We start from the raw sequence: 22,222 nt of genomic DNA, 5'->3' as shown, positions 1-22,222 counted from the left end.
GGTGATCACTCACTGTCATTTCGGGGCACGCGCACGCGTGAACCCGGAATCTCGAGATTCCCCGGGGCGCAATTGCGCCCCCTGAGGTTCGATGCTGACGCATCGCCCCGGAATGACGGGGATGCTAGTGCTCCAGCTTTTCGTTCGACACGATCTCGATGCCGAAGCCGGACAGGCCCTTGTAGTCGTGCACCGACGACGTGAGGTTTCGGATCGAGGTGACGCCGAGATCGCGCAGGATCTGCGCGCCGACGCCGACTTCGCGCCACTGCTTGTTACGGTCGGCTTCCGCGCTCTTCGTCTCGCCGACCGGCTCGACCGGAACACCCGCGGCACCATCGCGCAAATATACCAGCACGCCGCGGCCGGCATTCTTGAACTGCCGCAACACGGCTTCCATCCGCGCCTGGCCGGTGAACAGGTCCTTGACGATGTTGGGCTTGTGCAACCGCGTCAGCACGTCCTTGCCGTCGCCGATGCCGTTATAGACGAAGGCGGCGTGCATGATCTCGTCGAATGGCGAGCGATAGGCATAGCCCTGCAGGGGGCCGATCGGGCTTTCGGTGGTGAAGGTCGCGACCCGCTCGATCAGCTTCTCGCGTGCCTGGCGATAGGCAATCAGGTCCGCGATCGTGACATGCTTGAGATTGTTGGCGGCGGCGAATTTCGCGACCTGCACGCCCTTCATCACGGTTCCGTCGTCGTTCATCAGCTCGCTGATGACACCAACCGGCGGCAGGCCCGAGAGCCGGCACAGATCGACCGCGGCCTCGGTATGGCCGGAGCGCAGGAGCACGCCGCCGTCGCGGGCGATCAGCGGAAAGATGTGACCGGGGCGCGCGAAGTCGTTGGCCCCGGCATTGGGATTGGCGAGCGCGCGGCAGCACGAGGCACGTTCGTCGGCGGAGATGCCGGTGCCGCCATCGGGCTTGTAGTCGATCGAGACGGTGAAGGCCGTGGTGTGGTTGGACTCGTTGTGTGCCACCATCGGGTCGNGAGCCGCAACCGTCGGGCGTCATCGGTGGTGATCGGCGCGCAGACGATGCCGGAGGTGTGGCGGATGATGAAGGCCATCTTTTCCGCTGTGCAGAACGACGCCGCGACGATCAGGTCGCCCTCGCCTTCCCGGTCGTCATCGTCGGTGACGACAACGAGTTCACCCTTTGCAAAGGCTTGCAGCACTTCCTGGATCGTATCGGGCATTGTCCTGACATCTCGTTTTTTGCAGGAGTGGCTTAGCCGGGTTCCGAACCGCGCGCCAGTATCATTATGCAACCCGCCATGCATCCCGCAGGCATACCAGGACGGTGACGGGCACCCGAAGCCCGGATGCAGCGAGCTTCTACGGCAGGACCTCGCGCCGCTCACCGAGCTGGGCGTCCATCTCGGCGCGCTTGTCGTCGAGCAGGCCGGCGTCGGTGGCTTCGATCACGGCATAGAGCTCGCCGGCGTCGCTGATCCGGGTGACCGTGACATAGTCGGCGCCGGCGGCGTAGAGGTCGTCGACGTCGGCCAGGAGATCCGCGGTCGCGACGATCTTCGCGGTCGGGTTCAGGGTGCGGACGTGGCGTACCAGCTTCTCGTTGTCGGCGCCAACAAGCAGGAAATCCGGCACACTCAGGATGATGATCTCGGCCTTGCCGATGCCGGCATGGACCAGCGTATCGACGTTGCTGATATCGCCATAGATCACGTGCAGGCCGCGGTCGGACAGCGTGCGGAACACCAGCGGATTGAAGTCGACGACGCTGATCTGCTCGAGCAGCGACTCGTTCTGGCGCTCGATCTGGCTCAGCAGCGCGCTCGCCGCACGGAAAAAGCCGAGGATGACGATCCGCCTGATCTCGCCATGGCCGCCCTCCTGTCCACCTTCGCCTTGCTCGCCATGGTCGAGGTCGCGGAGGCCGATCCGCTTGAGCGGACCGATCAGGCCGCGCACGATCTGGTCGCTGCGTCCCATCGCAAAGGTCGAGAGCACCGCCAGCACCACGAAGGCGAACGAGGCGGCGCTCGCGGTCTCGGTCGAGATGTGGTTGGCGGCAATCCCGGTCTGGATCACGACCAGCGAAAACTCGGAGATCTGCGCCAGGTTGATCGCCGGCAGAAGGCTGGCACGCAGGCCCTGCTTCATCAAATAGAGCGGCGCGAACGTCGTCACCAGCCGGCTCGCCACGGTGAATGCCGCGATGACGAGCGCCAGCCCGATCACTGACAGGCCGGGAATCGGGATCGTCATGCCGAGCGCGACGAAGAACAGGGTGATGAAGAAATCCCGCAGCGTGGTCACTTTCGCGGTGACGTCGAGCGCATAGGGGAACGTCGAGATCGACACGCCGGCGACCAGCGAGCCCATCTCGCGCGACAGATGCAGCTGCTCGGCGATCTCGCCGATCAGGAAGCACCAGGCGAGCGCGCCGAGCAGCACCAGCTCCGGCCGGCGCGCGATCTGGTGGAACAACCGCGGCAGTACATAGCGGCTCAACACCAGCGCGGTCGCGACCAGTACCGCGACCCGTCCGATCGACATCAGCACGACGCTGATCTGCAGATTGTCGAGGCTCGGCTGCACCGCCAGGAACAGGATCGCGAAGATGTCCTGCAAGACCAGCACGCCGAGCGTGATTCGGCCGGGCAGCGTGTCGAGCTCGCGTTTCTCGTAGAGCACCTTGACGATGATCACCGTCGAGGACAGCGCACAGGCGACGCAGAGATAGAGTGCATCGAACTTGCCGCCGCCGATCGAAAGCCCGATTCCTGCAAAGAACAGGATGCCGAGCAGGCAGCCGCCCAGAAGCTGGCCGGCGCCGGCGAACAGAATCACCTTGCCGGCGCGGACGATCTTCTTCAGGTCGATTTCCAGCCCGATCATGAACAGCATGAAGATCAGGCCGAGCTCGGAGATGACGCTGATCGATTCCTGGGACTTGACCCAGCCCATGCCGAATGGACCAATGAAAAAGCCGGCGATAAGGTAGGCCAGGATCAGCGGCTGCCGGGAGAAATGGGCCAACAGCCCGAGCCCCCAGGCAAACAGGATACAGAGCGTGATATCGCGAATAAGTTCGTGCATGCGTCAAGGCTTCCTGTGCCGCAACCTAGAGGGCTGGGCGTGAGGATCAAACGAGCAATGTGTCACATCCGCGCAGGCAGCTTTTTTCTGGCGATTCTCGCCTGCCTGCTCACCGCGCCCACGGCAGAGGCGCTAGCACAATCCCCCGGAAGTATTGAACAAAATTTTGCGAACTCGCTGACCACTGTACCGTCGGACAGCCTCAGCGCGTCTGGTGCATTCTATGTGCCGGTCTATTCCAGCGTGTCGATGAGCCAGGGCAAGCTCAGGGCCGATTTCTCGGTGACGCTGAGCGTGCACAACGCCTCGGAAACGAAGCCGCTGGTGCTGAAGCGGATCGCCTATTTCGACACATCAGGCAAGATGGTGGAGAGCTACCTCAAATCGCCGGTCGCGCTAAAACCATTTGCGACCATCGAGGTCTTTATCGCCACGACCGATACCCGCGGCGGCACCGGCGCCAATTTCGTGGTCGACTGGGCCGCCGCCGGCGAGATCGCGGAACCAGCGGTGGAGGCGTTGATGGTCGGCAGCGTCGGCGCTGGACACTACGCCTTCATCACTCAAGGCCGGCCGGTCAAGCTGGTCGGCAAGAACTAGCCTCACGGAGGGCCGAGAATACGGCCCTCTCAACGACAACAAAACGGAGCGAAACATCCATGTCCACCTCAGCCCAGTTCGATTTTGCACCCCTGCTCCCGGCTGGCCTGCCCGCGCCGGCCGCGCGGTGGACCGGGCTTGCGAAGTACAGCTTCGTCGGCGGCAATAACGATCCCGAGCAGGTCCCTGTCGACGGGCTCTTGGAGGCGGTCAACGCTGTGCTGAAGCGTGACGGCAGGAATCTCGCGACCTACAACCTGGCACACGGGCCGCAGGGCTACCTGCCCCTGCGCGAATTCCTGGTGCAGAAGCTGAAGCTCGACGCCGGGATCGTCTGCACAGCGGACGAAGTCATGATCGTCTCCGGCTCGCTGCAGGCACTCGATCTGGTTAATCACACCCTGCTCGCCAAGGGCGACACCGTGCTGATCGAGCAGGAAACTTATCAGGGTTCGCTGAACCGGCTGACCCGGCTCGGCGTCAAGGCGGTCGGCATTCCGCTCGATGGCGACGGCATGCGGATGGATGCGCTGGCCGCAGCGCTCGCCGACCACAAGCGGCGCGGCATTACGCCGAAATACATCTACACCATCCCGACGGTGCAGAACCCGACCGGCTCGATCCTGCCCGAAAGCCGCCGCGCCGAGATGCTGAAGCTCTCGCAGGAATACGGCGTGCCGATCTTCGAGGACGATTGCTACGCCGATCTGATCTGGAGCGGCCAGCGGCCGCCCGCGATCTACGCCATGAGCAAGCATGGCGGCGTGATCCACATCGGCTCGTTCTCCAAATCGATCGCACCGGCGCTGCGCGTCGGCTTCGTCGTGGCGCCCTGGGCAATGATGTCGCGGATGCTTCCGCTGAAGACCGATGCAGGCTCCGGCGCGCTGGAGCAGATGGTGCTCGCCGAATATTGCGTGCCGCATTTCGCTACCCACGTGCCGCGGCTGACGCGCGGCCTGCGCGCCAAGCTCGACACGCTGATGGAGGCTTTGAACGAGCAGTTCGGTACCGCGGCCGAATTCGAAGCACCGAAGGGCGGCATCTTCCTCTGGGTCAAGCTGCCCGACAATGTCGACACGATGAAGCTCTATCAGGCCGCGCTCGCCGCCGGCGTCTCGATCAATCCGGGACCAGAATGGTCGACCAACAGCGCACATTCCGGCAGCCGGCTCAGGCTCTGCTTCGCGAGCCCCTCGCACCAGCAGATTCGCGAAGGCGTCGCCGTGCTCGCCGAAGTGTGCCGGAAGGAATTCGGCGTGCCGGCGCGGAGCAGCAATGTCGAGAAGCGCGGCTAGCTCGTGGCACGATAGATCAGCCCGTTCCGTTCGCTGTAACGCGACGATGCTGAACGTCTGTTCAGAAAACTCATCGGGTTCTTTCGGAACGTTTCAATGCGCGCGATGTTTTATCCTCACCACTTGAGGAGGATGAGATGAGCAAGCTTGGATATGTCTTCGCGACGATCGGTGCGCTTGCCGTTGCGGTGCCGTCGATCGCGAGCGCAGATACGATCGTGGTCGGCCGTGGCGGCTATCATCATAACTGGAATCGCGGCTGGAACGCGCACGCCGAGATGCGCCGTGATTACGGCTGGCACAATGGCTGGCGCCATCATCACGACCGCGACATGATCGTGAAGAGACACCGCGATTACTAAGGCCGATACAACGGAAAATGGCTCCTCGCGGAGCCATTTTCTTTACGAAGCGCTTTAGAGTCGCGGTGCAAGGCCCCTTCATCAATCCCACGCCGGGGCGAAGCCCGGATTGACGCAGCGCGTGTCCTTGGGCAGCGCGGCAATCGCCTTGCGGTCCTCGTCGTCGAGCTTGACCTTCAGTGCGTCGAGATTGGCCTTCTGGCTTTCGGGACGCGAGGCTTTCGGGATCGCCGCAACACCGTCCTGGTCGAGCAACCATTTCAGCGCGACCTGTGCGGCCGTTGCATCGTGCTTGTCGCCGATCCGGGCGAGCGTCTCGTCGGTTGCGAAGCGACCCTGCGCCAGCGGACAATAGGCCACCAGCGGAATCGATTTCGCGACGAGATATTTTCGCAACGGCGTCTGGTCCAGCATCGCGTGGTATTCGACCTGGTTGCAGGCGATCGGCGCCCTGATGTCCTCGACCACGGTCTTGAGCAGCGCCGTCGTGAAGTTCGCGACACCGATCGCGCGGGTGCGGCCTTCCTCCTTCAGCTTCATCAGCGTCTCGAAAATCGCCGGCAGGTTCATGGAACGCGACGGCCAATGCACCAGATAGAGATCGACGTGATCGAGGTGCAACTTCTTCAGGCTGGCATCGAAGGCGTTTCGGATCGCATCGGGCGCCAGGTTCTCTTGCCAGACCTTGGTGGTCACATGCAGATCCTTGCGCGCGATCTTCGCGGCCGCAATCGCAGCGCCGATCGGCTCCTCGTTGCCGTACATTTCGGCCGTGTCGATATGCCGGTAACCGAGCCCCAGCGCACTCTCGACCGCCGCGCGGCAGGCATCGCCCTGCATGCGGAAGGTGCCAAGCCCGAGCCGCGGCAGGTCGATGCCCTGTGTTTGCAGATTTTCCATGGATGACTCCTGAAGAGATACCAGCCGCCAAAGAGAGACAGCGGCGTCGCGCGAACAATCGATTGAGAGAAGTGATTGAAGTGGCAGAGCTGCCAACGTGCAATTTGCGCGTAAGGGCGTCGGCGATGCAAGATGTCCGGCATCAAGAAGCCGCGACCGGTTCAGCCGTTCTGCTCGATGTCCGGCCGGATCTCCGCTCGAAGTTAGACCCGTCGCCCTGAGGAGGCCGCAGAGCGGCCGTCTCGAAGGGCGAACGGCCACCAGCCGGGCCGTGCATCCTTCGAGACGCGCGCAAGGGCACGCTCCTCCAGCGACGAAGGCGAAGCCTTCGCGCGCGGGGATGACGGGCCTGGGCCAAGGCGCGCGCAATGGCTAAACGGATCGCCTCACCGCCAGTTGCAGATGCCGCCGGACCGGCACGGCCAGGTCTGGATCCGGATGTCGCGCGCCTGGGCGTCGAGCGGGTTGCTGTGGCGGCGGGCGAGCTTGGCGCGCGCGGGGACGTGCCTGGCTGCCCGCCTCTTCTCGACCGGCGCCTTCTTCTCGGCCGGCTCCGCCGTCACCTTGGCGGTGCGTACGGCCTTCTGCGGCGCGACCTTTGTGTCCTCGACCTTCGGCTCGGCGTTGGCCTGTGATGTATCGGCGCTGGGGGCGGAATTGGCCTCGACCGGGACCGGCTCGAACTTGGCCGGCGGGCCGAGCGGCTTCGGCGACAGCACTGCCTTGGAGAGATCGAGGCTGAAGAACTCGCTCGGACGGTACTCGTCAGCAAACGCCACGCCACCCACCACCAGGGACGCGGAACAAAAGGCTGCAACAAAAGCGCTTTTCAGGACCATCGAACGGCCTCCTGAAATCACTCAAAACGGAACGGTGATCATGTAGGAGCCCGGCCACGCAAATCCAGCCGATGCTGCGGGCAAGGTTCCCGGTCAACGATTGGCGGCCGCGGAGGGTTCCCCAACCGCGGCCGGCTGCAGCACCCTATTCGGCCGCCTGCGCCACCGGCCGGCCGATCGCGCTTTCCAGCCGCGCGCATTCGGTGCGGTAGCGGGCGACGTTGGCTTCCTTGATGTGGCCATAGCCACGCACGAGATCGGCGGACTTCGCCAGCGCCACCAGCCGCGGCAGATCGAGTGGCTTCTTGCCGTCGAGATGACGCAGGATCATCGCCGAATACTCGACCGGCAATGCGCGCTCCATCTTGCGCTCAGCGGTGTAGCCGAAGATGTCGAACGCGGTGCCGCGCAGACCCTTCAGCCGCGCCAGGATGCTGAAGGCCTGGAAGATCCACGGACCGAACTCGCGCTTCTGCAGGCGCCCGGTGGCGGGATCGCGTTGCGCGAGCAACGGCGGCGCCAGCAGCACCTTCATTTTCGGATTGCCGTCGAACTGCTCCCGCAGGGCCTTGGCAAACTCGCCATCCGAATAAAGCCGCGCGACCTCGTATTCGTCCTTGTAGGCCATCAGCTTGAACAGGCCCTTGGCAAACGCTTCGGTCAGGTCGTGCGAGCCTGGCGCTGCCGTCGCTTCGGCCGCACGCACGCGCGCGACGTCGTCGAGATAGCGCTTCGAATAGGCCTCGTTCTGATAGTCGGCGAGGAACCTGGCGCGATAGGCGATCGTCTCATCCAGCGTCCGCTTGGCGGGCGCGCTACCTGCGCTCTTGAAGCGCGCGGCGCTGACCACGCGCTGCAGATCGTGCGCAGCGAGCCGGCCCCACGAGAACGCCGTCTTGTTCATCTCGATCGCGGCGCCGTTGAGCTCGATCGCCTTCAGAATCGCTTCCAGCGATAGCGGGATCGCGCCGCGCTGGAAGGCAAAGCCGAGCATGAAGGCGTTGGTCGCGATGCTGTCACCCATCAGCGCGGTGGCGAGCCCGGTGGCATCGAGGATGTCGAGGTCGCCAGGCGTCACTGCGCCGTTCAGCGCATCGCGCATCGCGCCGGCCTCGAAATCGATGTCCGGATCGATCACGAAGCTCGCGGTTGGCAAGAGATCGGCGTTGATGACGGCACGGGTGACGCCGCGCTCGGACCGGCTCAACGCCGGGGCGCTGGTCGCAACGACGAGGTCGCAGCCGAGGATCAGATTGGCATTGCCGGGCGCGATGCGGACCGTGGTCAGCATGTCGGGCGCCGGCGCGAGCCGGACATGGCTCATGACAGCGCCGTTCTTCTGCGACAGGCCAGTGAAGTCGAGCGTCGAGCAGGCGAGACCCTGGGCGTGCGCGGCCATGCCGAGCAGCGCGCCGATCGTGATGACGCCGGTGCCGCCGATGCCGGTGATCAGGATGTTGTAGGGGTCGGTCAGCGCAGCAGTAGGCGGCGTCGGCAGGTCGGCAAACAGCGCCTTGGGATCGGCCGCGGTGCGGTCGGCCTTGCGCAGCTTGGGATCGAGCACGGTGACGAAGCTCGGGCAGAAGCCCTCGACGCAGGAGAAATCCTTGTTGCAGTTCGACTGGTCGATGCGTCGCTTGCGGCCGAACTCGGTCTCCAGCGGCTGTACCGAGACGCAGTTCGAAGCCACCGAGCAATCGCCGCAGCCTTCGCAGACGCGCTCGTTAATGAAGATGCGCTTGGCCGGATCGGGATAGGTGCCGCGCTTGCGGCGGCGGCGCTTCTCGGCCGCGCAGGTCTGGTCGTAGATCAGAACCGTCAGGCCCTGAATCTCGCGCAAGCTCCGCTGCACGGCATCGAGCTCGCGGCGATGGTGCACGCTGGCGCCGGCCGGGAAATAGTTGGCGGGATACTTGTCGGGATCGTCAGAGACGATCGCGAGCCGTTTTGTCCCCTCGGCCGCGACCTGGTGGGCGATCTGCGACACCGTAAAGCTGCCTTCGGCCGGCTGGCCCCCCGTCATCGCGACCGCGTCGTTGTAGAGAATCTTGTAGGTGATGTTGACGCCCGCCGCTGCCGCCGCGCGCAGCGCCAGCAGGCCGGAATGGGTGTAGGTACCGTCGCCGAGATTCTGGAAGACGTGCTGTTCGCTGGTGAACGGCGCCTGCCCGATCCAGGCGACGCCCTCGGCGCCCATATGCGAGATGGTCTGGGTGCGGCGGGCGGGAATCGACAGCGCCATGCCGTGGCAGCCGATGCCGGCCATCGCGCGGCTGCCTTCCGGGACCTTGGTCGAGGTGTTGTGCGGACAGCCCGAGCAGAAATACGGCGTGCGCTGCAGCTTGCCTGCGCCGATGCCCTCGGCCGGCCGATCGAACGCCTCGAGCTTGGCGAGCCGCTGCTCCAGCATCGGGCTGCGATGGCCGAGCCGGCGCAGCCGCGCCACGACCGCGGCCGCGACCATGGTCGGCGTCAGTTCGCCCTCGCTCGGCAGCAGCGTTGCGCCGCTCTCATCGCGCTTGCCGACCACCGAGGGCCGCTTCGCAGCGTCCACGTTGTAGAGGATGCGGACCAGCTGATCCTCAATGAAGCCGCGCTTCTCCTCGACCACGAGCACGTCCTGCAGGCCTTCGGCGAAGGCGCGCGCGCCGCGCTCCTCCAGCGGCCAGGTCAGCGCCACCTTGTAGATGCGCAAGCCCAGCGCCTGCGCATCGGCGTCGGTGATGCCGAGATCGGCGAGCGCCTGGCGCAGATCGAGATAGGCCTTGCCCGTCGCCATGATGCCGAGCCGCGCCGGCTTCGAATCGAGCACGATGCGGTCGAAGCGGTTGACGCGGGTGAACGCAGCGACCGCGTCCATCTTCAGCCCATGCAGCCGCCGCTCCGCATCGAGCGGCGGATCCGGCCAGCGGATCGAGAGGCCACCCGGCGGCATCTCGAAATCGTCAGGCATGATGATCTTGATGCGATCGGGATCGCTGACGATCGAGGCCGAGCTTTCCACCGTCTCCGAGATCGCCTTGAAACCGACCCAGCAGCCCGAATAGCGCGACAACGCAAAGCCGAGGATGCCGAGATCGAGATAGTCCTGCAGCGTTGCCGGATTGACCACCGGCATCAGCGCCGAGGCGAACACCTGCTCGCTCTGGTGCGCCAGCGTCGAGGACTGGCAGCCATGGTCGTCGCCGGCCAGCGCGATCACGCCGCCATTCGGCGAGGTGCCGGCAGAATTGGCGTGCTTGAGAGCATCGAGCGAACGGTCGACGCCGGGACCCTTGCCGTACCAGATGCCGAACACACCATCGACCTTGGCGCCCGGAAACATGCCGACCTGCTGGCTGCCCCATACCGCGGTCGCCGCCAGGTCTTCGTTGAGGCCCGGCACGAAGGCGATGTCATGCTCCTTCAGGAAGGATTTCGCACGCCACAGCGCGTGATCGTACATGCCGAGCGGCGAGCCGCGGTAACCGGAGATGAAACCCGCGGTGTTCAGCCCATGGGCGCGATCGCGTTCGCGCTGCAACATGGGCAATCGGACCAGCGCTTGGGTACCGGAAAGAAAGATTCGCTTCGCGTCCAACCGGTACTTGTCGTCCAGTCCAACTTCCATCAACGCCATCAGCAGGCTCCCCGTCCCAATATCTGCCGCACGCCGGTCCGAACCGGTCTCATTATCTGCAACATCATCATGCAACAGCATGCACTGATTTTGCTATGCATGGACAACCCCCGTTCCATGGCCGCAGGGCATATCTCGGCATTGCCTTCGCAAACCCTTGCCGAACCGCGGCTTCTTTGAAACGTTGACGGCCAAAGGGAGAGACCCAGGGATGATTACGGTCGAAAACGCGTTCACGACGGAAATCGTGGAGAACGGCAATCTGCTGGTGGGTCCGTGGCGCGGCCCGAAGCAGATGCTCCAGGCGCAGACCTACGACTCCCACGCGTCCATCCACGACGACGCAACCGCGCAGAAGCTCGGCTTTCGCGGCGGGACGATCGAGGGCCCGACGCATTTCAGCCAGTTCGCGCCATTGTGCGAGCGGATCTGGGGCCGGGCCTGGTTCGAAACTGGCTGCCTATCCGCGCACTACCGCAACCCTGTGTTCGAAGGCGAAGAGGTGCAGGCCCAGATCGAGAAGCCAAAGCCGGGCCAGACCGTGTGCGCGATCGGGATGATCAAGCGCGACGGCACCGAGGTTTTGCGCGGCACGGCCTCTGTTGGCGGCGACGGCACGGAGACAGCACTGAACCACCGGCTCGGCGAATTGAAGCCGCTTTCTGATCCAGTCATCCTCGCCGACATCAAGGTCGGCATGAAGACGGCGCGACAACCCATCAAGATGGATTTCGACCAGAACATGGGCGATCTCTATCCGTTTTCGCTGGCCGACAAGCTGAAGGTGATCACCGAGCCCTCGGATGGTTACTATGCGCAGGAGCACAACCCCTGGGGCCGGGCGATCATTCCGATGGAAATGCTGAGCGTGCTGTTCCAGTACCGGGCGCGCGAGGACCGGCTGCCGGTCCGCGGCCCCGCCGTCGGACTGTTCGCCGACCAGGAGATCCGGCTGCTGCGCGGGCCGCTGTTCCCTGGCGAGACCTATTGGGCCGAACGCGAGGTCGTTGCGCTGTCCGGCAGCAAGCGCACCGAGAGCATGTGGGTGCGCACGACGGTGTGTGACGCCGACGACAAGCCGGTCGCGACCATGCTGCTCAACGGCGCCAGCATGAAGGATTCCTACGCCAACTATCAAGACGAGTACAAAGCGCTCTACGGCTGAAGCGACAGCCGCGTCTCCCGCAAGCCGCCGAACCAAGGACAACAATAATGGCCCGCCTGCCCTACCTCGAAGCCGATCAGGTTGCGCCCGAATATCGGGACATGCTCAAGCGCAATACCAATCTGCACAAGCTGTTGGTGAACTCGCCGGACATGGCGCGTGCCTTCAACGGCATCGGCGGCTACATCCGCTTCAAGAGCAAGCTTGACCCGCGGCTGCGCGAGCTCGCCATCCTGCAGGTCGGCTGGCTGGAAAAATCGGAATACGAGTTCACCCACCATGTAAAGATCGGCAAGGAGTTCGGCGTCACCGACGAGGACATCCAGGGCCTGATCGCGGAAACCGACGGCAAGCCGTCGCAGCTAGAGCCGCTCGCGAAGGCGATCCTCAAGGGCGCCCGCGAGATGGTCCGCGAGCTCGCGATGTCGGATGCGACCTTTGCCGAGATCAAGGCACATCTGTCCGACGAGCATATGACCGACCTCGTGCTGACGATCGCGTTCTACTGCGCCGTGGTGCGCGTGCTCGCCACCATGAAGATCGACAACGAACCAACCTACAAAGAGGTACTGCAACAGTACCCGCTACCGGGAGTGAAGTGAGATGCGCTTGCAAGATCGTGTCGCCATCGTCGTTGGGGCCGGACAGAGCCCCGGCGAGGGCATCGGTAACGGCCGCGCCACTGCGCTGACCTTCGCCCGCGAAGGCGCGAAGGTGCTTTGCGTCGATCACAACCTGGCCTCGGCACAGGAGACCGTCGATCTGATCGCGGCCAAGGGCGGCACCGCAGTGGCTTTCAAGGCCGACGTCACCAGGAATGCCGACATGAAGGCGATGGTGACGGATGCGCACACGCGCTGGGGCAGCGTCGACATCCTGCACAACAATGTCGGCGTCAGCCTGTCCGGCGGCGACGCGGAATTGCTCGACATCACCGAGGAGGCGTTCGATCTCTGCGTGGCGATCAATTTGAAGAGCTGCATCCTCGCTGCCAAGCACGTGATTCCGATCATGCGGCAGCAGCAGCACGGCGCGATCATCAATATTTCCTCTATGGCCGCGATCACGACCTATCCCTACGTCGCCTACAAGGCGACGAAATCGGCGATGATCGCGTTCACCGAGCAGCTCGCGTACCAGAATGCGCAATACGGCATTCGCGCTAACGTGATCCTGCCCGGTCTGATGAACACGCCGATGGCGGTCGACACCCGTGCGCGCGAATTCAAGAAGAGCCGTGCCGAGGTCGAGGCCGAGCGCGACAGCAAGGTGCCGCTGCGCCGCAAGATGGGCACCGGCTGGGACGTCGCCAACGCCGCGCTGTTTCTCGCGTCCGATGAAGCCAACTTCGTGACCGGTGTCACGTTGCCGGTCGACGGCGGCGCGAGCGTGCGGCGCGGTTAACCAAGGCGATTAATCTCTGTGACAACATCACGCGTCACAACGCATCACGATTCGAAAAACTTGAAATAATCCAATGACACGATGATGTGACGGTGGGTCCACATAAATCGAAATCCTGACTCGTTGTGGTCGCACGAAATTCATGTGCGCTCTGTATCTCGCACCCCGTGAATGCAACGCGTCGTTTGACGCGTTTTCTCCAGCGAACCGGTAACCACTTCGCTGGAAAACGCTACGGAAGGTGCCTAGATCCATGAGCGAAGAACTCGAACTCAGACCAGATCAGTGGGACGCGTTGAAAGCGCTGCGCGCTCCCGCAGCAAATCCCTCAAAACTGAGCCGGTTTGCGGTCGATAGCCTGATCACGCTCGGCTATGTTGCAGTGCGGGGCGATTCGTTTGCGCTGACGCCCGCGGGCCGCAAGGTGCTGGTCCGCGGTTCCTCACAACTGCTGCTTGATATTGCAGCCTGACCTTTCGAAAAGTTCATGAACGAAGCTTCGTCCGAGGCTCTCGTTTCTCGTTTTGACGCGGCTTTGTGGAGCGAAACGGTATCCACTTCGCGCGAAGACGCTCCAGGCACGCGGCATCATGCCGCGTGCGCTTTATTCGGAATCGTCGCCTCGCCGTGCTGCGTCAACGGCTTCATGCCGGTGGCGGCGCGCAGCAGCACATAGAATACCGGCGTCAGGAACAAGCCGAAGATCGTGACGCCGATCATGCCGGAGAACACGGCGACGCCCATCGCGCGCCGCATCTCCGAGCCCGCGCCGGTCGAGAGCACCAGCGGCAGCACGCCCATGATGAACGCCATCGACGTCATCAGGATCGGGCGTAGACGCAGCCGGCTCGCCTCGATCGCCGCGCGGATCGGCGAGCGACCGGCGAATTCGAGTTCGCGCGCGAACTCGACGATCAGGATCGCGTTCTTGGCCGACAGGCCCACCAGCACGATCAGGCCGATCTGGGTGAAGACGTTGTTGTCGCCCTTCGACAGCCAGACGCCGAACATTGCCGCCAGCAGACCCATAGGCACGATCATGATGATCGAGAGCGGCAGCGTCAGGCTCTCGTAGAGCGCGGCCAGCACCAGGAACACCAGGAGGATCGCCAGCGGAAACACCCAGAGTCCGGAATTGCCGGCAATGAACTCCTGGTAGGTCAGATCGGTCCATTCGAAGGCAAAGCCCGGCGGCAGCACTTCCGCCGCGATCCGCGTCGCCGCCTCCTGCGCCTGGCCGGACGAATAGCCGGGCGCCGCGGCGGCGTTGATGTCGGACGACAGGAAGCCGTTGTAGCGGATCGCACGCTCCGGGCCTGCGCTCTGCCGGATCTTCAACAGCGCCGACAGCGGCACCATGTCGCCGGACGACGAGCGCACCTTCAGCTGCCTGATATCGTCGGCCCGCGCGCGGAACGGGGCGTCGGCCTGCACATAGACCGAATAGGTCCGTCCGAACTTGTTGAAGTCATTCACGTAGTACGAGCCCAGATAGATCTGCAGCGTGTTGAAGACCTCGGTCACGGGCACGCCGAGCTGCAGCGCCTTGGTGCGGTCGATGTCGGCGAACAACTGCGGCACGTTGACCTGGAAACTGGAGAACGCGCCGGCGATCTCGGGCGCCTTCTGGATCGCGGCCATGAACGCCTTGGTCGCGTCGTTCAGCGCCTCATAGCCGAGACCGGCGCGATCCTCGATCTGCAGCTTGAAGCCGCCGATGGTGCCGAGACCGTTGACCGGCGGCGGCGGGAACATGGCGATGTAGGCTTCCTGGATGCCGGCATATTTCTTGTTCAGCGCGGCCGCGATCGCAGGACCACTCAGCGAGGGATCCTTGCGTTCGTCGAACGGCTTCAGCGTCGAGAACACGATGCCGGCGTTGGAGGAGTTGGTGAAGCCCGAGATCGACAGGCCCGGGAACGCCACCGAGCTCTCGACGCCCGGCTGCGTCAGCGCGATGTCGCTCATCTTGCGGATCACCTCCTCGGTGCGATCGAGCGTTGCGCCGTCGGGCAGTCGCGCAAAACCGACCAGATATTGCTTGTCCTGGCCCGGCACGAAGCCGCTCGGCACCTGCTTGAACAGCACGCCAGTTACGCCGATCAGCAGGACGTAGAGGCCTATCACCGCGGCCTTGCCGTAGATCACCTTGGTGACGGTGCGGCCGTAATTCTCCGAAGAACGCGTGAAGACACGGTTGAACCCACGGAAGAACCAGCCGAGCCCCTTCTCCATGATCAGCGTCAGCCGGTCCTTCGGCTCGTGATGGCCCTTCAACAGCAACGCCGACAGCGCGGGCGACAGCGTGAGCGAGTTGATGGCCGAGATCACGGTCGAGATCGCGATCGTCAGCGCGAACTGCTTGTAGAACTGCCCCGTGAGGCCGGAGATGAAGGCCAGCGGCACGAACACCGCGATCAGCACCAGCGCGATCGCGATGATCGGTCCGGACACTTCCCTCATCGCCTGGTTGGTGGCGTCGCGCGGCGACAGGCCGGATTCGATGTTGCGCTCGACGTTCTCGACAACGACGATGGCGTCGTCGACCACGATGCCGATCGCCAGCACCAGGCCGAACAGGCTGAGCGCATTGATCGAGAAGCCGAACACATGCATGACCGCGAAGGTGCCGACGATCGACACCGGCACCGCGAGCAGCGGAATGATCGAGGCACGCCAGGTCTGCAGGAACAGGATCACGACCAGCACCACCAGCACGATTGCTTCCAGCAGCGTGTGGACCACGGCTTCGATCGAGGAGCGCACGAACTGGGTGGGATCGTAGACGATCTGATAGGACACGCCTTCCGGCATGTTCTTCTTGATCTCCGCCATCGTGGCGCGGACGTTGTCCGAAATCTGCAGCGCGTTGGAGCCGGGAGCCTGGAAGATCGGCAGCGCGACCGCCTGCTTGTTGTCGAGCAGCGAGCGCAGGCCGTATTCGGAGGCCCCGAGCTCGACGCGCGCGACGTCGCGCAGCCGCACCACCTCGCCGGCAGCCCCGGTCTTCACCACGATGTCGCCGAACTGCTCCTCGGTCGACAACCGCCCCTCGGCGTTGACGGAGAGCTGCAGGTCGAGGCCCTTGACGCTCGGCGAGGAGCCGACCACGCCGGCGGCGGCCTCGACGTTCTGCGCCTGGATCGCGCGCACGACGTCATTCGCGGTCAGGCTATGCTCGGCGGCCTTCTGCGGATCGACCCAGATTCGCATCGAATAGTCGCCGGCGCCGTAGATCTGCACATCGCCGACGCCGTCGATCCGCGCCAGCCGGTCCTTGACGTTGAGCACCGCGTAGTTGCGCAGATACGTCATATCGTAGCGGTTGTTCGGCGACAGCAGATGCACCACCATGGTGAGGTCGGGCGAGCTCTTCTTGGTGATGATGCCGAGCTGGCGCACCACGGCCGGCAGGCGCGGCTCGGCCTGCTGCACGCGGTTCTGCACCAGCTGCGTCGCCTTGTCGGGATCGGTGCCGAGGCGGAAGGTCACCGTGAGCGTCATCGCGCCGTCGGTGGTCGCCTGGCTGCTCATATAGAGCATGCCCTCGACACCGTTGATCTGCTCCTCGATCGGGGTCGCGACCGTCTCGGCGATCACCTTCGGATTGGCGCCAGGATAGGTCGCGCGCACCACCACCGACGGCGGCACCACGTCGGGATATTCCGAGATCGGCATCGCCAGCAGCGAAATCAGGCCGGCCAGAAAGATCAGGATCGACAGCACGCCGGCAAAGATCGGCCGGTCGATAAAGAATTTTGAGAGATTCATGGTGATGCCCCGGGGCGCAGCAAATGCCTAGCGCTGCGCCGTATGCTGGTTGCTTTCAGCCAATGCCTGCTGCATGCCCCGCGCGCCCATCTCGGCGACCTCCAACTTGAGGAGGGCGCCCGGGCGCACGCGCTGCAGGCCGTTGACCACGATGCGGTCGCCCGATTTCAGGCCCGCCGTCACGACGCGCAGCCCGTCGACCGAGCCGCCGAGCGTGATCGGACGGTAGACCGCACGGCTGTCGTCGCCGACGACCATGACGAACTTCTTGTCCTGGTCGGTGCCGATGGCGCGTTCGTCGATCATGACGAGGGTCTGCTGCTGCGGCTGGCCCATGCGCACGCGGGCGAACTGTCCCGGGATCAGCCGACCGTCATCGTTGCGGAACACCGCGCGAAGGCGGATGGTGCCGCTCTGGCCATTGACCTGGTTGTCGATGAGCTGGATGTGGCCCTTGGCGCTGAGGCCGCCCGACGTCGTCATGTCGACCGGGATGCGGCCGAGATCACCGCGCTTGCCGGAGGCGTCGGCGATCGAGTTCAGCGCGCGCAGCACCACCTCTTCGTCGGCATCGAAGCTGGCATAGATCGGGTTGACCGAGACCAGCGTTGTCAGCACCGGCGAGGCGGTGCCGGCGGCGACGAGATTGCCGACGGTGACCTCGATCCTGCCGACCCGGCCGTCGACGGGAGCGCGCACCTCGGTGTAGTCGAGATTGAGCTTCGCGGTCTGCAGGGTGGCTTCGGCCGCCTTGACGTTGGCGATCGCCTCGCGATTGGCGTTGTCGCGTTGGTCGAAGTCGCGCTTGGTCACGACGTTGTTGCCGACCAGCTGCGCGCCGCGCTCGACCTCGCTGGTGGTGAAGACGACGCGCGCCTTGGCGGCCTCGAGCTGCGCCTCGGCCTTGTCGACCTCGGCGGCATAGGGCGCGGGGTCGATCTTGAAGAGGACATCGCCGGCCTTCACCAGCGCGCCCTCGGTGAAATTGGTCGACAGGATCGCGCCGGCAACCCGCGGCCGGACCTGGACGCGGTCGACGGCCTCGAGCCGGCCTGAGAAATCATCGAACAGGGTGGTCGGACGGGGCTGGACGAGCGCGACGGTCACCGCCACGGCCTGTTCGGGCGGGGTGGCGGCGGACGTCGCCTGCGCGGCATAAAAGTAGTGGCCGGTTGCGACCGAACCGGCCACCGCGACCGCACCGAGGATCACGATACCGCCGACGACGCGTCGGAAGCGGCCGGAACGGGGATTCTTGGACGAAGGCATTTGCGCGCTCCACATATGTAGTGTTCGCTACAGATGTGAAGCTGGACGCCGGTCCGCAAGATACTTATGTAGCGGACGCTAGGAATTTCTTAGCGCATTTCTGGGGAAATGAGAAGACAGCAAGAAAACACCATGTGCAACAATAGGATAGGCTAGGGACAGCACGTCGCAGAAACGGCACCCGGCTTACGGAGTAACGGAAAATGGGTATGGGACGCCCCCGCGCATTCGACGCGGACGCAGCACTGGACCAGGCCATGGAGGTGTTCTGGCGCCATGGCTATGAGGGCGCGACGATCGCGCAGCTCACCGAGGCGATGCATATCAATCCCCCAAGCCTCTATGCCGCATTCGGCAGCAAGGAAGGCCTGCTGAAGGCCGCGCTCGACCGATACACTGAGAAGCGCGACTCCTGGATGGAGCAGGTCCTGTCCAGCCCCACCGCCCGCGACGTGGCTGAACGGTTCCTGATGGGGACCGCAGATGCGCACACCGATCCAGCCAACCCGCCCGGCTGTCTCCTGGTGCAAGGCGGCCTCGCCTGCGGCACCGGCTCGGCCAACGTGCCGTTCGAACTGGCCGCGCGCCGCGCTCACACCGAAGACCAATTGCGTGAGCGTTTCGAGCGCGCGAAAGCCGAGAATGATCTGGGCGACAATGCGGACCCGGCTGCGCTCGCGCGCTACCTCTCGGCCGTCACTGCCGGCATGGGCGTGATGGCCTCCTCACGCATCGACCGTGACGCCTTGCGCGAGATCGCGATGGTGTCGCTGAAGGCGTTCGAGGAGCAGTCCAGGGGCTGATCCTCGTTCAGGCGCGACGTCACCACATCGTCTGTCGCGCGCGCTCGGGCCATTCCCGATCGTATTTTTCGCCGCCGACCGTGTTGTCACTCATCTCGGCGAGGATCTCGCCTGGTGTCGGCAACGTCTTCGGATCGACCCGCTTCTCCGGATTCCAGAGATCGGAGCGTACGATCGCGCGGGCGCACTGGAAATACATCTCCTCGACGGTCATCACGATGACCGTGCGCGGCGCCTTCCCCTCCATCTTGAACGACGCCAGCAGCTCAGGCTCGGCGGAGACATAGGCACGGCCGTTGACGCGCAGCGTGCTGCCCGAACCCGGGATCAGGAACAACAGCCCGACGCGGGGATCGCGAACGATGTTGCGCAAGGAGTCGCAGCGGTTGTTGCCGCGGCGATCCGGCATCATCAGCGTCTTCTCGTCGTGGATACGGACGAAGCCCGGCAGATCGCCGCGCGGCGAGCAGTCGAGCCCCTCGGGCCCGGAGGTCGCCAGCGACACGAAGGGCGATTTTTCGATGAGCACGCGGTAGAGCGGCGTCACACGGTCGGCGACCTTCACGGTCGACGCATCGTTCGGGAAGCCGTAGATCGCCTCAAGCTGCTCGATCGTTTCAACCACCGACATTCGTGCCCTTCCCTTTGTTCAAGGCGATTAGTCGTCCCAGCGCTCGCCTTTGATGATGCGGACGAGCTGCCGCGCGTGATAGTCGGCGGTGCCGGAATTGACGATGGTGAAATCCGGCGTCGCCGTAGTCTCGTCGACCGCGCGGGCCAGCCGCTGCTCGATCTTGCCGTCGCTGGCGCGCGCCCGCATCGCGAGCCGCGCGGCCAGCACATCCGGCGGCGCGGTGATCGAGACGACCACGACATTGGCGTAGTTGCGGCGTGTGGCCGAAATCACGGTGCGCGAGACATTCGCGATCACGGCGCGGCCGGCGCGGATGTCGTCGTCGACAGCCCGCGACAGCGCATAGCGATGCCCATGGGCTTCCCAATGCATCGCATAGTCGCCGCCGGCAACCGCGCGCTGGAAGGCCTCCGCACTGACCTGCTCGTTGTCTTCCGAGGCTGATGCCTCGCGCGTGATCAGGCGGCACGGAAACACGATGTTGCGATCGTCGGCACAAGCCGCCCGTGCAAGGCCCAGCAAGGTATCCTTGCCGGCACCGCTTGGACCGACCACCAACACCAACCGTCCCGGGCCGATCGCGGCGAGCCGCTGCCCGGTCATGACGGGAGATCCGGTCATGCGACCCTCCCTCCTTCGCGCCAGACGCTGCGCACAACAGGCACATCGCGCGCGACGTGGACGCGGATCAGATCGGCGCGCTTGCCGACCGCGATCTCGCCGCGATCGGTGAGCCCGACCGCCTCGGCCGGCGTCTTGGTCACGGTGCGAACGGCTGACGCGAGATCGATCGCCGGTACCCGCTGCGGCAGTTGCAGCGCCGCCATCAGCAGGCTCGACGGGATGTAGTCCGACGACAGGATATCGAGCATCCCCTCTTGCGCCAGATCGACAGCCGCGATGTTACCGGAATGCGAACCGCCGCGCACCACATTCGGGGCCCCCATTAGGATGTCGATGTCGGCGGCGTGCAGCCCGCGCGCCGCCTCCATCGTGGTCGGGAATTCGGCGACCGACACCTTGTCGGTGACGGCGTCGGCCACATTCTCGTCCGTGGTGTCGTCGTGGCTCGCCAGCGGAATCCTGTACTGATGCGCCAGCGCGACGATCGCGCGCATGTTGGTCGCGGCATATTCCTTCTGATAGGCGAAGCGCCTTGCAAACAACACGTCGAGCTGGGCGTCGGTCATGCCGCCGCCCTTGCCGCGATAGTAGTCGCGCAGCTTCACCTCGTCGCGGAACTGGCGCTGGCCGGGCGTGTGATCCATGAGCGACATCAGCCGGACGTCGGGACGGCCGACCAGTTCCTTGGCCTCGGCGACCACGTCGGGCATCGGGATTTCGCAACGCAGATGCAGGAAATGATCGGCGCGCAGCAGGTTGTCCTCACGCGCCTCGGCAATAGCCTCGGCCAGCAGGCCGGCGCGGCCATCGACACCCTCGGCGCCGTCCTCGCGCCAGACGCGCAGCGAATCCAGCACCGTGGTGATGCCTGACGTCGCGAGCTGCCCATCATAAGAGATCACGGCGGCAACCGGATTCCAGTACACCTTGGGCCGCGGCACGTAGTGCATTTCGAGGTGGTCGGTGTGCAGCTCGATCATCCCCGGCATGATGAGGTCGCCCCCGGCGTCCTCGCTCGCACCGGGCGCCCTGCCCTCGCCGAATTCCGCGACCTTGCCATCGGCAATGGCAACCCAGCCCTGCTCGATCACGCGATCGGCGAGGACGAGGCGAGCATTGCCGATGATGGTGTCTTGCTTGGCAGTCATTTCAAACGGTCCTTCAGGCGGCAGCAGCAAACGAGGTCACGTCGACGATGCGGTCGGCGATCAAGTGACGGATCTCGTCATCATGGACGATCGCGACCATCGCGACGCCCTTTGTCTTCTTTTCGGCGATCAGTTCGACCACCACGGCGCGGTTGGCCGCGTCAAGCGAGGCCGTCGGCTCGTCCAGCAGCAGTATCGGCAGGTCCGAGATAAAGCCACGCGCGATGTTGACGCGCTGCTGCTCGCCGCCGGAGAAGGTCGAGGGCGGCAGCGGCCACAGCCGCTCCGGGATGTTGAGCCGGCGCAGCAGCTGCCCGGCGCGTGCCCGGGCCTCCTCGCGCACCACGCCGTTGGCGATCAGCGGCTCGGCGACGACATCGATCGTCGCCACCCGCGGTACGGCGCGCAGGAACTGGCTGACATAGCCGATGGTCGAGCGGCGGATGCTCAGCACCTGGCGCGGCTCGGCGGTGGCGAGGTCGATCACCGAGCCGTGGTGGCGGATGCCGATCCGGCCGCCGTCGCAGCGGTAGTTGCCGAAGATCATCTTCAGGATCGAGGATTTGCCCGCGCCCGACGGGCCCGACAGCACCACGCATTCGCCCGGCTCGACATGGAACGAGACGCCGCGCACCACGGGCAGCTCGACGCCGCCCTGCAGATGCATGGTGAAGGTCTTCTCGGCATTGGCAAGTTCGATCATCGCGGTCATTGGC

At 64.5% G+C, this 22,222-nt stretch carries 19 protein-coding genes and 1 pseudogene; 8 read left to right on the top strand and 12 right to left on the bottom strand.

Annotation, left to right across the window (positions count from 1 at the left end; translation table 11 throughout):
* Positions 1–124: 124 nt before the first annotated feature.
* The 3 genes and pseudogenes from AS156_RS25790 to AS156_RS25785 form a co-directional block, all read right to left on the bottom strand.
* Positions 125–995, bottom strand: a pseudogene (locus AS156_RS25790) (3,4-dihydroxy-2-butanone-4-phosphate synthase); the annotation flags it as partial.
* A 1-nt stretch (position 996) separates the two neighbouring features.
* The coding region (locus AS156_RS44955; RefSeq protein WP_430641813.1) for a 3,4-dihydroxy-2-butanone-4-phosphate synthase at positions 997–1,287 on the bottom strand (291 nt) is incomplete at its 3' end.
* A gap of 55 nt (positions 1,288–1,342) precedes the next feature.
* On the bottom strand, positions 1,343–3,070 hold the full coding sequence (locus AS156_RS25785) for a cation:proton antiporter (RefSeq protein WP_066510303.1): 1,728 nt from the start codon (positions 3,068–3,070) through the stop codon (positions 1,343–1,345).
* Between the two features lie 57 nt (positions 3,071–3,127).
* Between AS156_RS25785 and AS156_RS25780 the strand changes: the two genes are divergently transcribed.
* The 3 genes from AS156_RS25780 to AS156_RS25770 all read left to right on the top strand — a co-directional run bounded on the left by AS156_RS25780 (position 3,128) and on the right by AS156_RS25770 (position 5,330).
* Positions 3,128–3,670, top strand: coding sequence for a DUF3124 domain-containing protein (locus tag AS156_RS25780; protein WP_245313075.1), 543 nt, complete (start codon positions 3,128–3,130; stop codon positions 3,668–3,670).
* A gap of 59 nt (positions 3,671–3,729) precedes the next feature.
* Positions 3,730–4,968 carry an aminotransferase-like domain-containing protein gene (locus AS156_RS25775; RefSeq protein ID WP_066510301.1) on the top strand — a complete coding sequence of 413 codons (1,239 nt, stop codon included), beginning with the start codon at positions 3,730–3,732 and terminating at the stop codon, positions 4,966–4,968.
* Positions 4,969–5,105: 137 nt separating this feature from the next.
* Complete coding sequence (locus AS156_RS25770) at positions 5,106–5,330, top strand: hypothetical protein (RefSeq protein ID WP_066510299.1); 225 nt, start codon at positions 5,106–5,108, stop codon at positions 5,328–5,330.
* 81 nt (positions 5,331–5,411) lie between these two features.
* On the opposite strand, the gene AS156_RS25765 is transcribed toward AS156_RS25770, so the two are convergent.
* From AS156_RS25765 to AS156_RS25755, 3 genes are all read right to left on the bottom strand, one after another.
* Positions 5,412–6,230: an aldo/keto reductase gene (locus AS156_RS25765; RefSeq protein ID WP_066510292.1), complete on the bottom strand. Its 819-nt coding sequence runs from the start codon at positions 6,228–6,230 to the stop codon at positions 5,412–5,414.
* Positions 6,231–6,616: 386 nt separating this feature from the next.
* Positions 6,617–7,069 carry a hypothetical protein gene (locus tag AS156_RS25760; RefSeq protein WP_066510290.1) on the bottom strand — a complete coding sequence of 151 codons (453 nt, stop codon included), beginning with the start codon at positions 7,067–7,069 and terminating at the stop codon, positions 6,617–6,619.
* Between the two features lie 145 nt (positions 7,070–7,214).
* Positions 7,215–10,688 (bottom strand): indolepyruvate ferredoxin oxidoreductase family protein, encoded by a 3,474-nt coding sequence (locus AS156_RS25755; RefSeq protein WP_066510288.1) that lies wholly within the window; start codon positions 10,686–10,688, stop codon positions 7,215–7,217.
* A 211-nt stretch (positions 10,689–10,899) separates the two neighbouring features.
* Here AS156_RS25755 and AS156_RS25750 point away from each other — a divergent pair, with 211 nt between their 5' ends.
* The 4 genes from AS156_RS25750 to AS156_RS25735 all read left to right on the top strand — a co-directional run bounded on the left by AS156_RS25750 (position 10,900) and on the right by AS156_RS25735 (position 13,729).
* On the top strand, positions 10,900–11,853 hold the full coding sequence (locus AS156_RS25750) for a hotdog family protein (protein ID WP_066510286.1): 954 nt from the start codon (positions 10,900–10,902) through the stop codon (positions 11,851–11,853).
* 47 nt (positions 11,854–11,900) lie between these two features.
* Positions 11,901–12,455 carry a carboxymuconolactone decarboxylase family protein gene (locus tag AS156_RS25745; protein WP_066510284.1) on the top strand — a complete coding sequence of 185 codons (555 nt, stop codon included), beginning with the start codon at positions 11,901–11,903 and terminating at the stop codon, positions 12,453–12,455.
* A gap of 1 nt (position 12,456) precedes the next feature.
* The gene (locus AS156_RS25740) at positions 12,457–13,257 is read left to right on the top strand and encodes an SDR family NAD(P)-dependent oxidoreductase (RefSeq protein ID WP_066510282.1); all 801 of its coding nucleotides are present in this window, start codon (positions 12,457–12,459) and stop codon (positions 13,255–13,257) included.
* A 253-nt stretch (positions 13,258–13,510) separates the two neighbouring features.
* The gene (locus AS156_RS25735; protein ID WP_066510278.1) at positions 13,511–13,729 is read left to right on the top strand and encodes a hypothetical protein; all 219 of its coding nucleotides are present in this window, start codon (positions 13,511–13,513) and stop codon (positions 13,727–13,729) included.
* A gap of 116 nt (positions 13,730–13,845) precedes the next feature.
* Here the strand turns inward: AS156_RS25735 and AS156_RS25730 are convergent, their stop codons facing one another.
* Together AS156_RS25730 and AS156_RS25725 are read right to left on the bottom strand one after the other, a co-directional pair.
* Positions 13,846–17,028, bottom strand: coding sequence for an efflux RND transporter permease subunit (locus AS156_RS25730; protein ID WP_066510277.1), 3,183 nt, complete (start codon positions 17,026–17,028; stop codon positions 13,846–13,848).
* A 27-nt stretch (positions 17,029–17,055) separates the two neighbouring features.
* Positions 17,056–18,297 carry an efflux RND transporter periplasmic adaptor subunit gene (locus AS156_RS25725; protein ID WP_066510275.1) on the bottom strand — a complete coding sequence of 414 codons (1,242 nt, stop codon included), beginning with the start codon at positions 18,295–18,297 and terminating at the stop codon, positions 17,056–17,058.
* Positions 18,298–18,500: 203 nt separating this feature from the next.
* Between AS156_RS25725 and AS156_RS25720 the strand changes: the two genes are divergently transcribed.
* Positions 18,501–19,100 carry a TetR/AcrR family transcriptional regulator gene (locus AS156_RS25720; RefSeq protein ID WP_066510273.1) on the top strand — a complete coding sequence of 200 codons (600 nt, stop codon included), beginning with the start codon at positions 18,501–18,503 and terminating at the stop codon, positions 19,098–19,100.
* Between the two features lie 19 nt (positions 19,101–19,119).
* Here the strand turns inward: AS156_RS25720 and AS156_RS25715 are convergent, their stop codons facing one another.
* Genes AS156_RS25715 through phnL form a run of 4 tightly spaced genes read right to left on the bottom strand, consistent with a single transcriptional unit; the run spans position 19,120 to position 22,218 of the window.
* On the bottom strand, positions 19,120–19,731 hold the full coding sequence (locus tag AS156_RS25715; protein ID WP_066510264.1) for a pyridoxamine 5'-phosphate oxidase family protein: 612 nt from the start codon (positions 19,729–19,731) through the stop codon (positions 19,120–19,122).
* Positions 19,732–19,758: 27 nt separating this feature from the next.
* Positions 19,759–20,355, bottom strand: coding sequence for a phosphonate metabolism protein/1,5-bisphosphokinase (PRPP-forming) PhnN (phnN, locus tag AS156_RS25710; protein WP_066510261.1), 597 nt, complete (start codon positions 20,353–20,355; stop codon positions 19,759–19,761).
* Positions 20,352–21,506 carry an alpha-D-ribose 1-methylphosphonate 5-triphosphate diphosphatase gene (locus AS156_RS25705; RefSeq protein WP_066510607.1) on the bottom strand — a complete coding sequence of 385 codons (1,155 nt, stop codon included), beginning with the start codon at positions 21,504–21,506 and terminating at the stop codon, positions 20,352–20,354. Before AS156_RS25705 ends, phnN begins: the two co-directional genes overlap by 4 nt.
* A 13-nt stretch (positions 21,507–21,519) precedes the next feature.
* Entirely contained in the window at positions 21,520–22,218 is a 699-nt protein-coding gene (gene phnL, locus AS156_RS25700) for a phosphonate C-P lyase system protein PhnL (RefSeq protein ID WP_066510258.1), read from the bottom strand.
* Between the last annotated feature and the right edge of the window lie 4 nt (positions 22,219–22,222).

It is taken from the genome of Bradyrhizobium macuxiense, from assembly GCF_001542415.1.
Classification (GTDB): Bacteria; Pseudomonadota; Alphaproteobacteria; order Rhizobiales; family Xanthobacteraceae; genus Bradyrhizobium; species Bradyrhizobium macuxiense.
This window is presented reverse-complemented; position numbering and strand designations above follow the sequence as displayed.

Bases quoted from the DNA above. Each gene is read 5' to 3' on its own strand.
- AS156_RS25765 (WP_066510292.1), bottom strand. From the start codon at position 6,230: ATGGAAAATCTGCAAACACAGGGCATCGACCTGCCGCGGCTCGGGCTT.
- AS156_RS25715 (WP_066510264.1), bottom strand. From the start codon at position 19,731: ATGTCGGTGGTTGAAACGATCGAGCAGCTTGAGGCGATCTACGGCTTC.
- AS156_RS25740 (WP_066510282.1), top strand. From the start codon at position 12,457: ATGCGCTTGCAAGATCGTGTCGCCATCGTCGTTGGGGCCGGACAGAGC.
- AS156_RS25755 (WP_066510288.1), bottom strand. From the start codon at position 10,688: ATGGCGTTGATGGAAGTTGGACTGGACGACAAGTACCGGTTGGACGCG.
- AS156_RS25770 (WP_066510299.1), top strand. From the start codon at position 5,106: ATGAGCAAGCTTGGATATGTCTTCGCGACGATCGGTGCGCTTGCCGTT.
- AS156_RS25730 (WP_066510277.1), bottom strand. From the start codon at position 17,028: ATGAATCTCTCAAAATTCTTTATCGACCGGCCGATCTTTGCCGGCGTG.
- AS156_RS25775 (WP_066510301.1), top strand. From the start codon at position 3,730: ATGTCCACCTCAGCCCAGTTCGATTTTGCACCCCTGCTCCCGGCTGGC.
- AS156_RS25745 (WP_066510284.1), top strand. From the start codon at position 11,901: ATGGCCCGCCTGCCCTACCTCGAAGCCGATCAGGTTGCGCCCGAATAT.
- AS156_RS25735 (WP_066510278.1), top strand. From the start codon at position 13,511: ATGAGCGAAGAACTCGAACTCAGACCAGATCAGTGGGACGCGTTGAAA.
- AS156_RS25785 (WP_066510303.1), bottom strand. From the start codon at position 3,070: ATGCACGAACTTATTCGCGATATCACGCTCTGTATCCTGTTTGCCTGG.
- phnL (WP_066510258.1), bottom strand. From the start codon at position 22,218: ATGACCGCGATGATCGAACTTGCCAATGCCGAGAAGACCTTCACCATG.
- AS156_RS25780 (WP_245313075.1), top strand. From the start codon at position 3,128: ATGTGTCACATCCGCGCAGGCAGCTTTTTTCTGGCGATTCTCGCCTGC.
- phnN (WP_066510261.1), bottom strand. From the start codon at position 20,355: ATGACCGGATCTCCCGTCATGACCGGGCAGCGGCTCGCCGCGATCGGC.
- AS156_RS25725 (WP_066510275.1), bottom strand. From the start codon at position 18,297: ATGCCTTCGTCCAAGAATCCCCGTTCCGGCCGCTTCCGACGCGTCGTC.
- AS156_RS25760 (WP_066510290.1), bottom strand. From the start codon at position 7,069: ATGGTCCTGAAAAGCGCTTTTGTTGCAGCCTTTTGTTCCGCGTCCCTG.
- AS156_RS25720 (WP_066510273.1), top strand. From the start codon at position 18,501: ATGGGTATGGGACGCCCCCGCGCATTCGACGCGGACGCAGCACTGGAC.
- AS156_RS25705 (WP_066510607.1), bottom strand. From the start codon at position 21,506: ATGACTGCCAAGCAAGACACCATCATCGGCAATGCTCGCCTCGTCCTC.
- AS156_RS25750 (WP_066510286.1), top strand. From the start codon at position 10,900: ATGATTACGGTCGAAAACGCGTTCACGACGGAAATCGTGGAGAACGGC.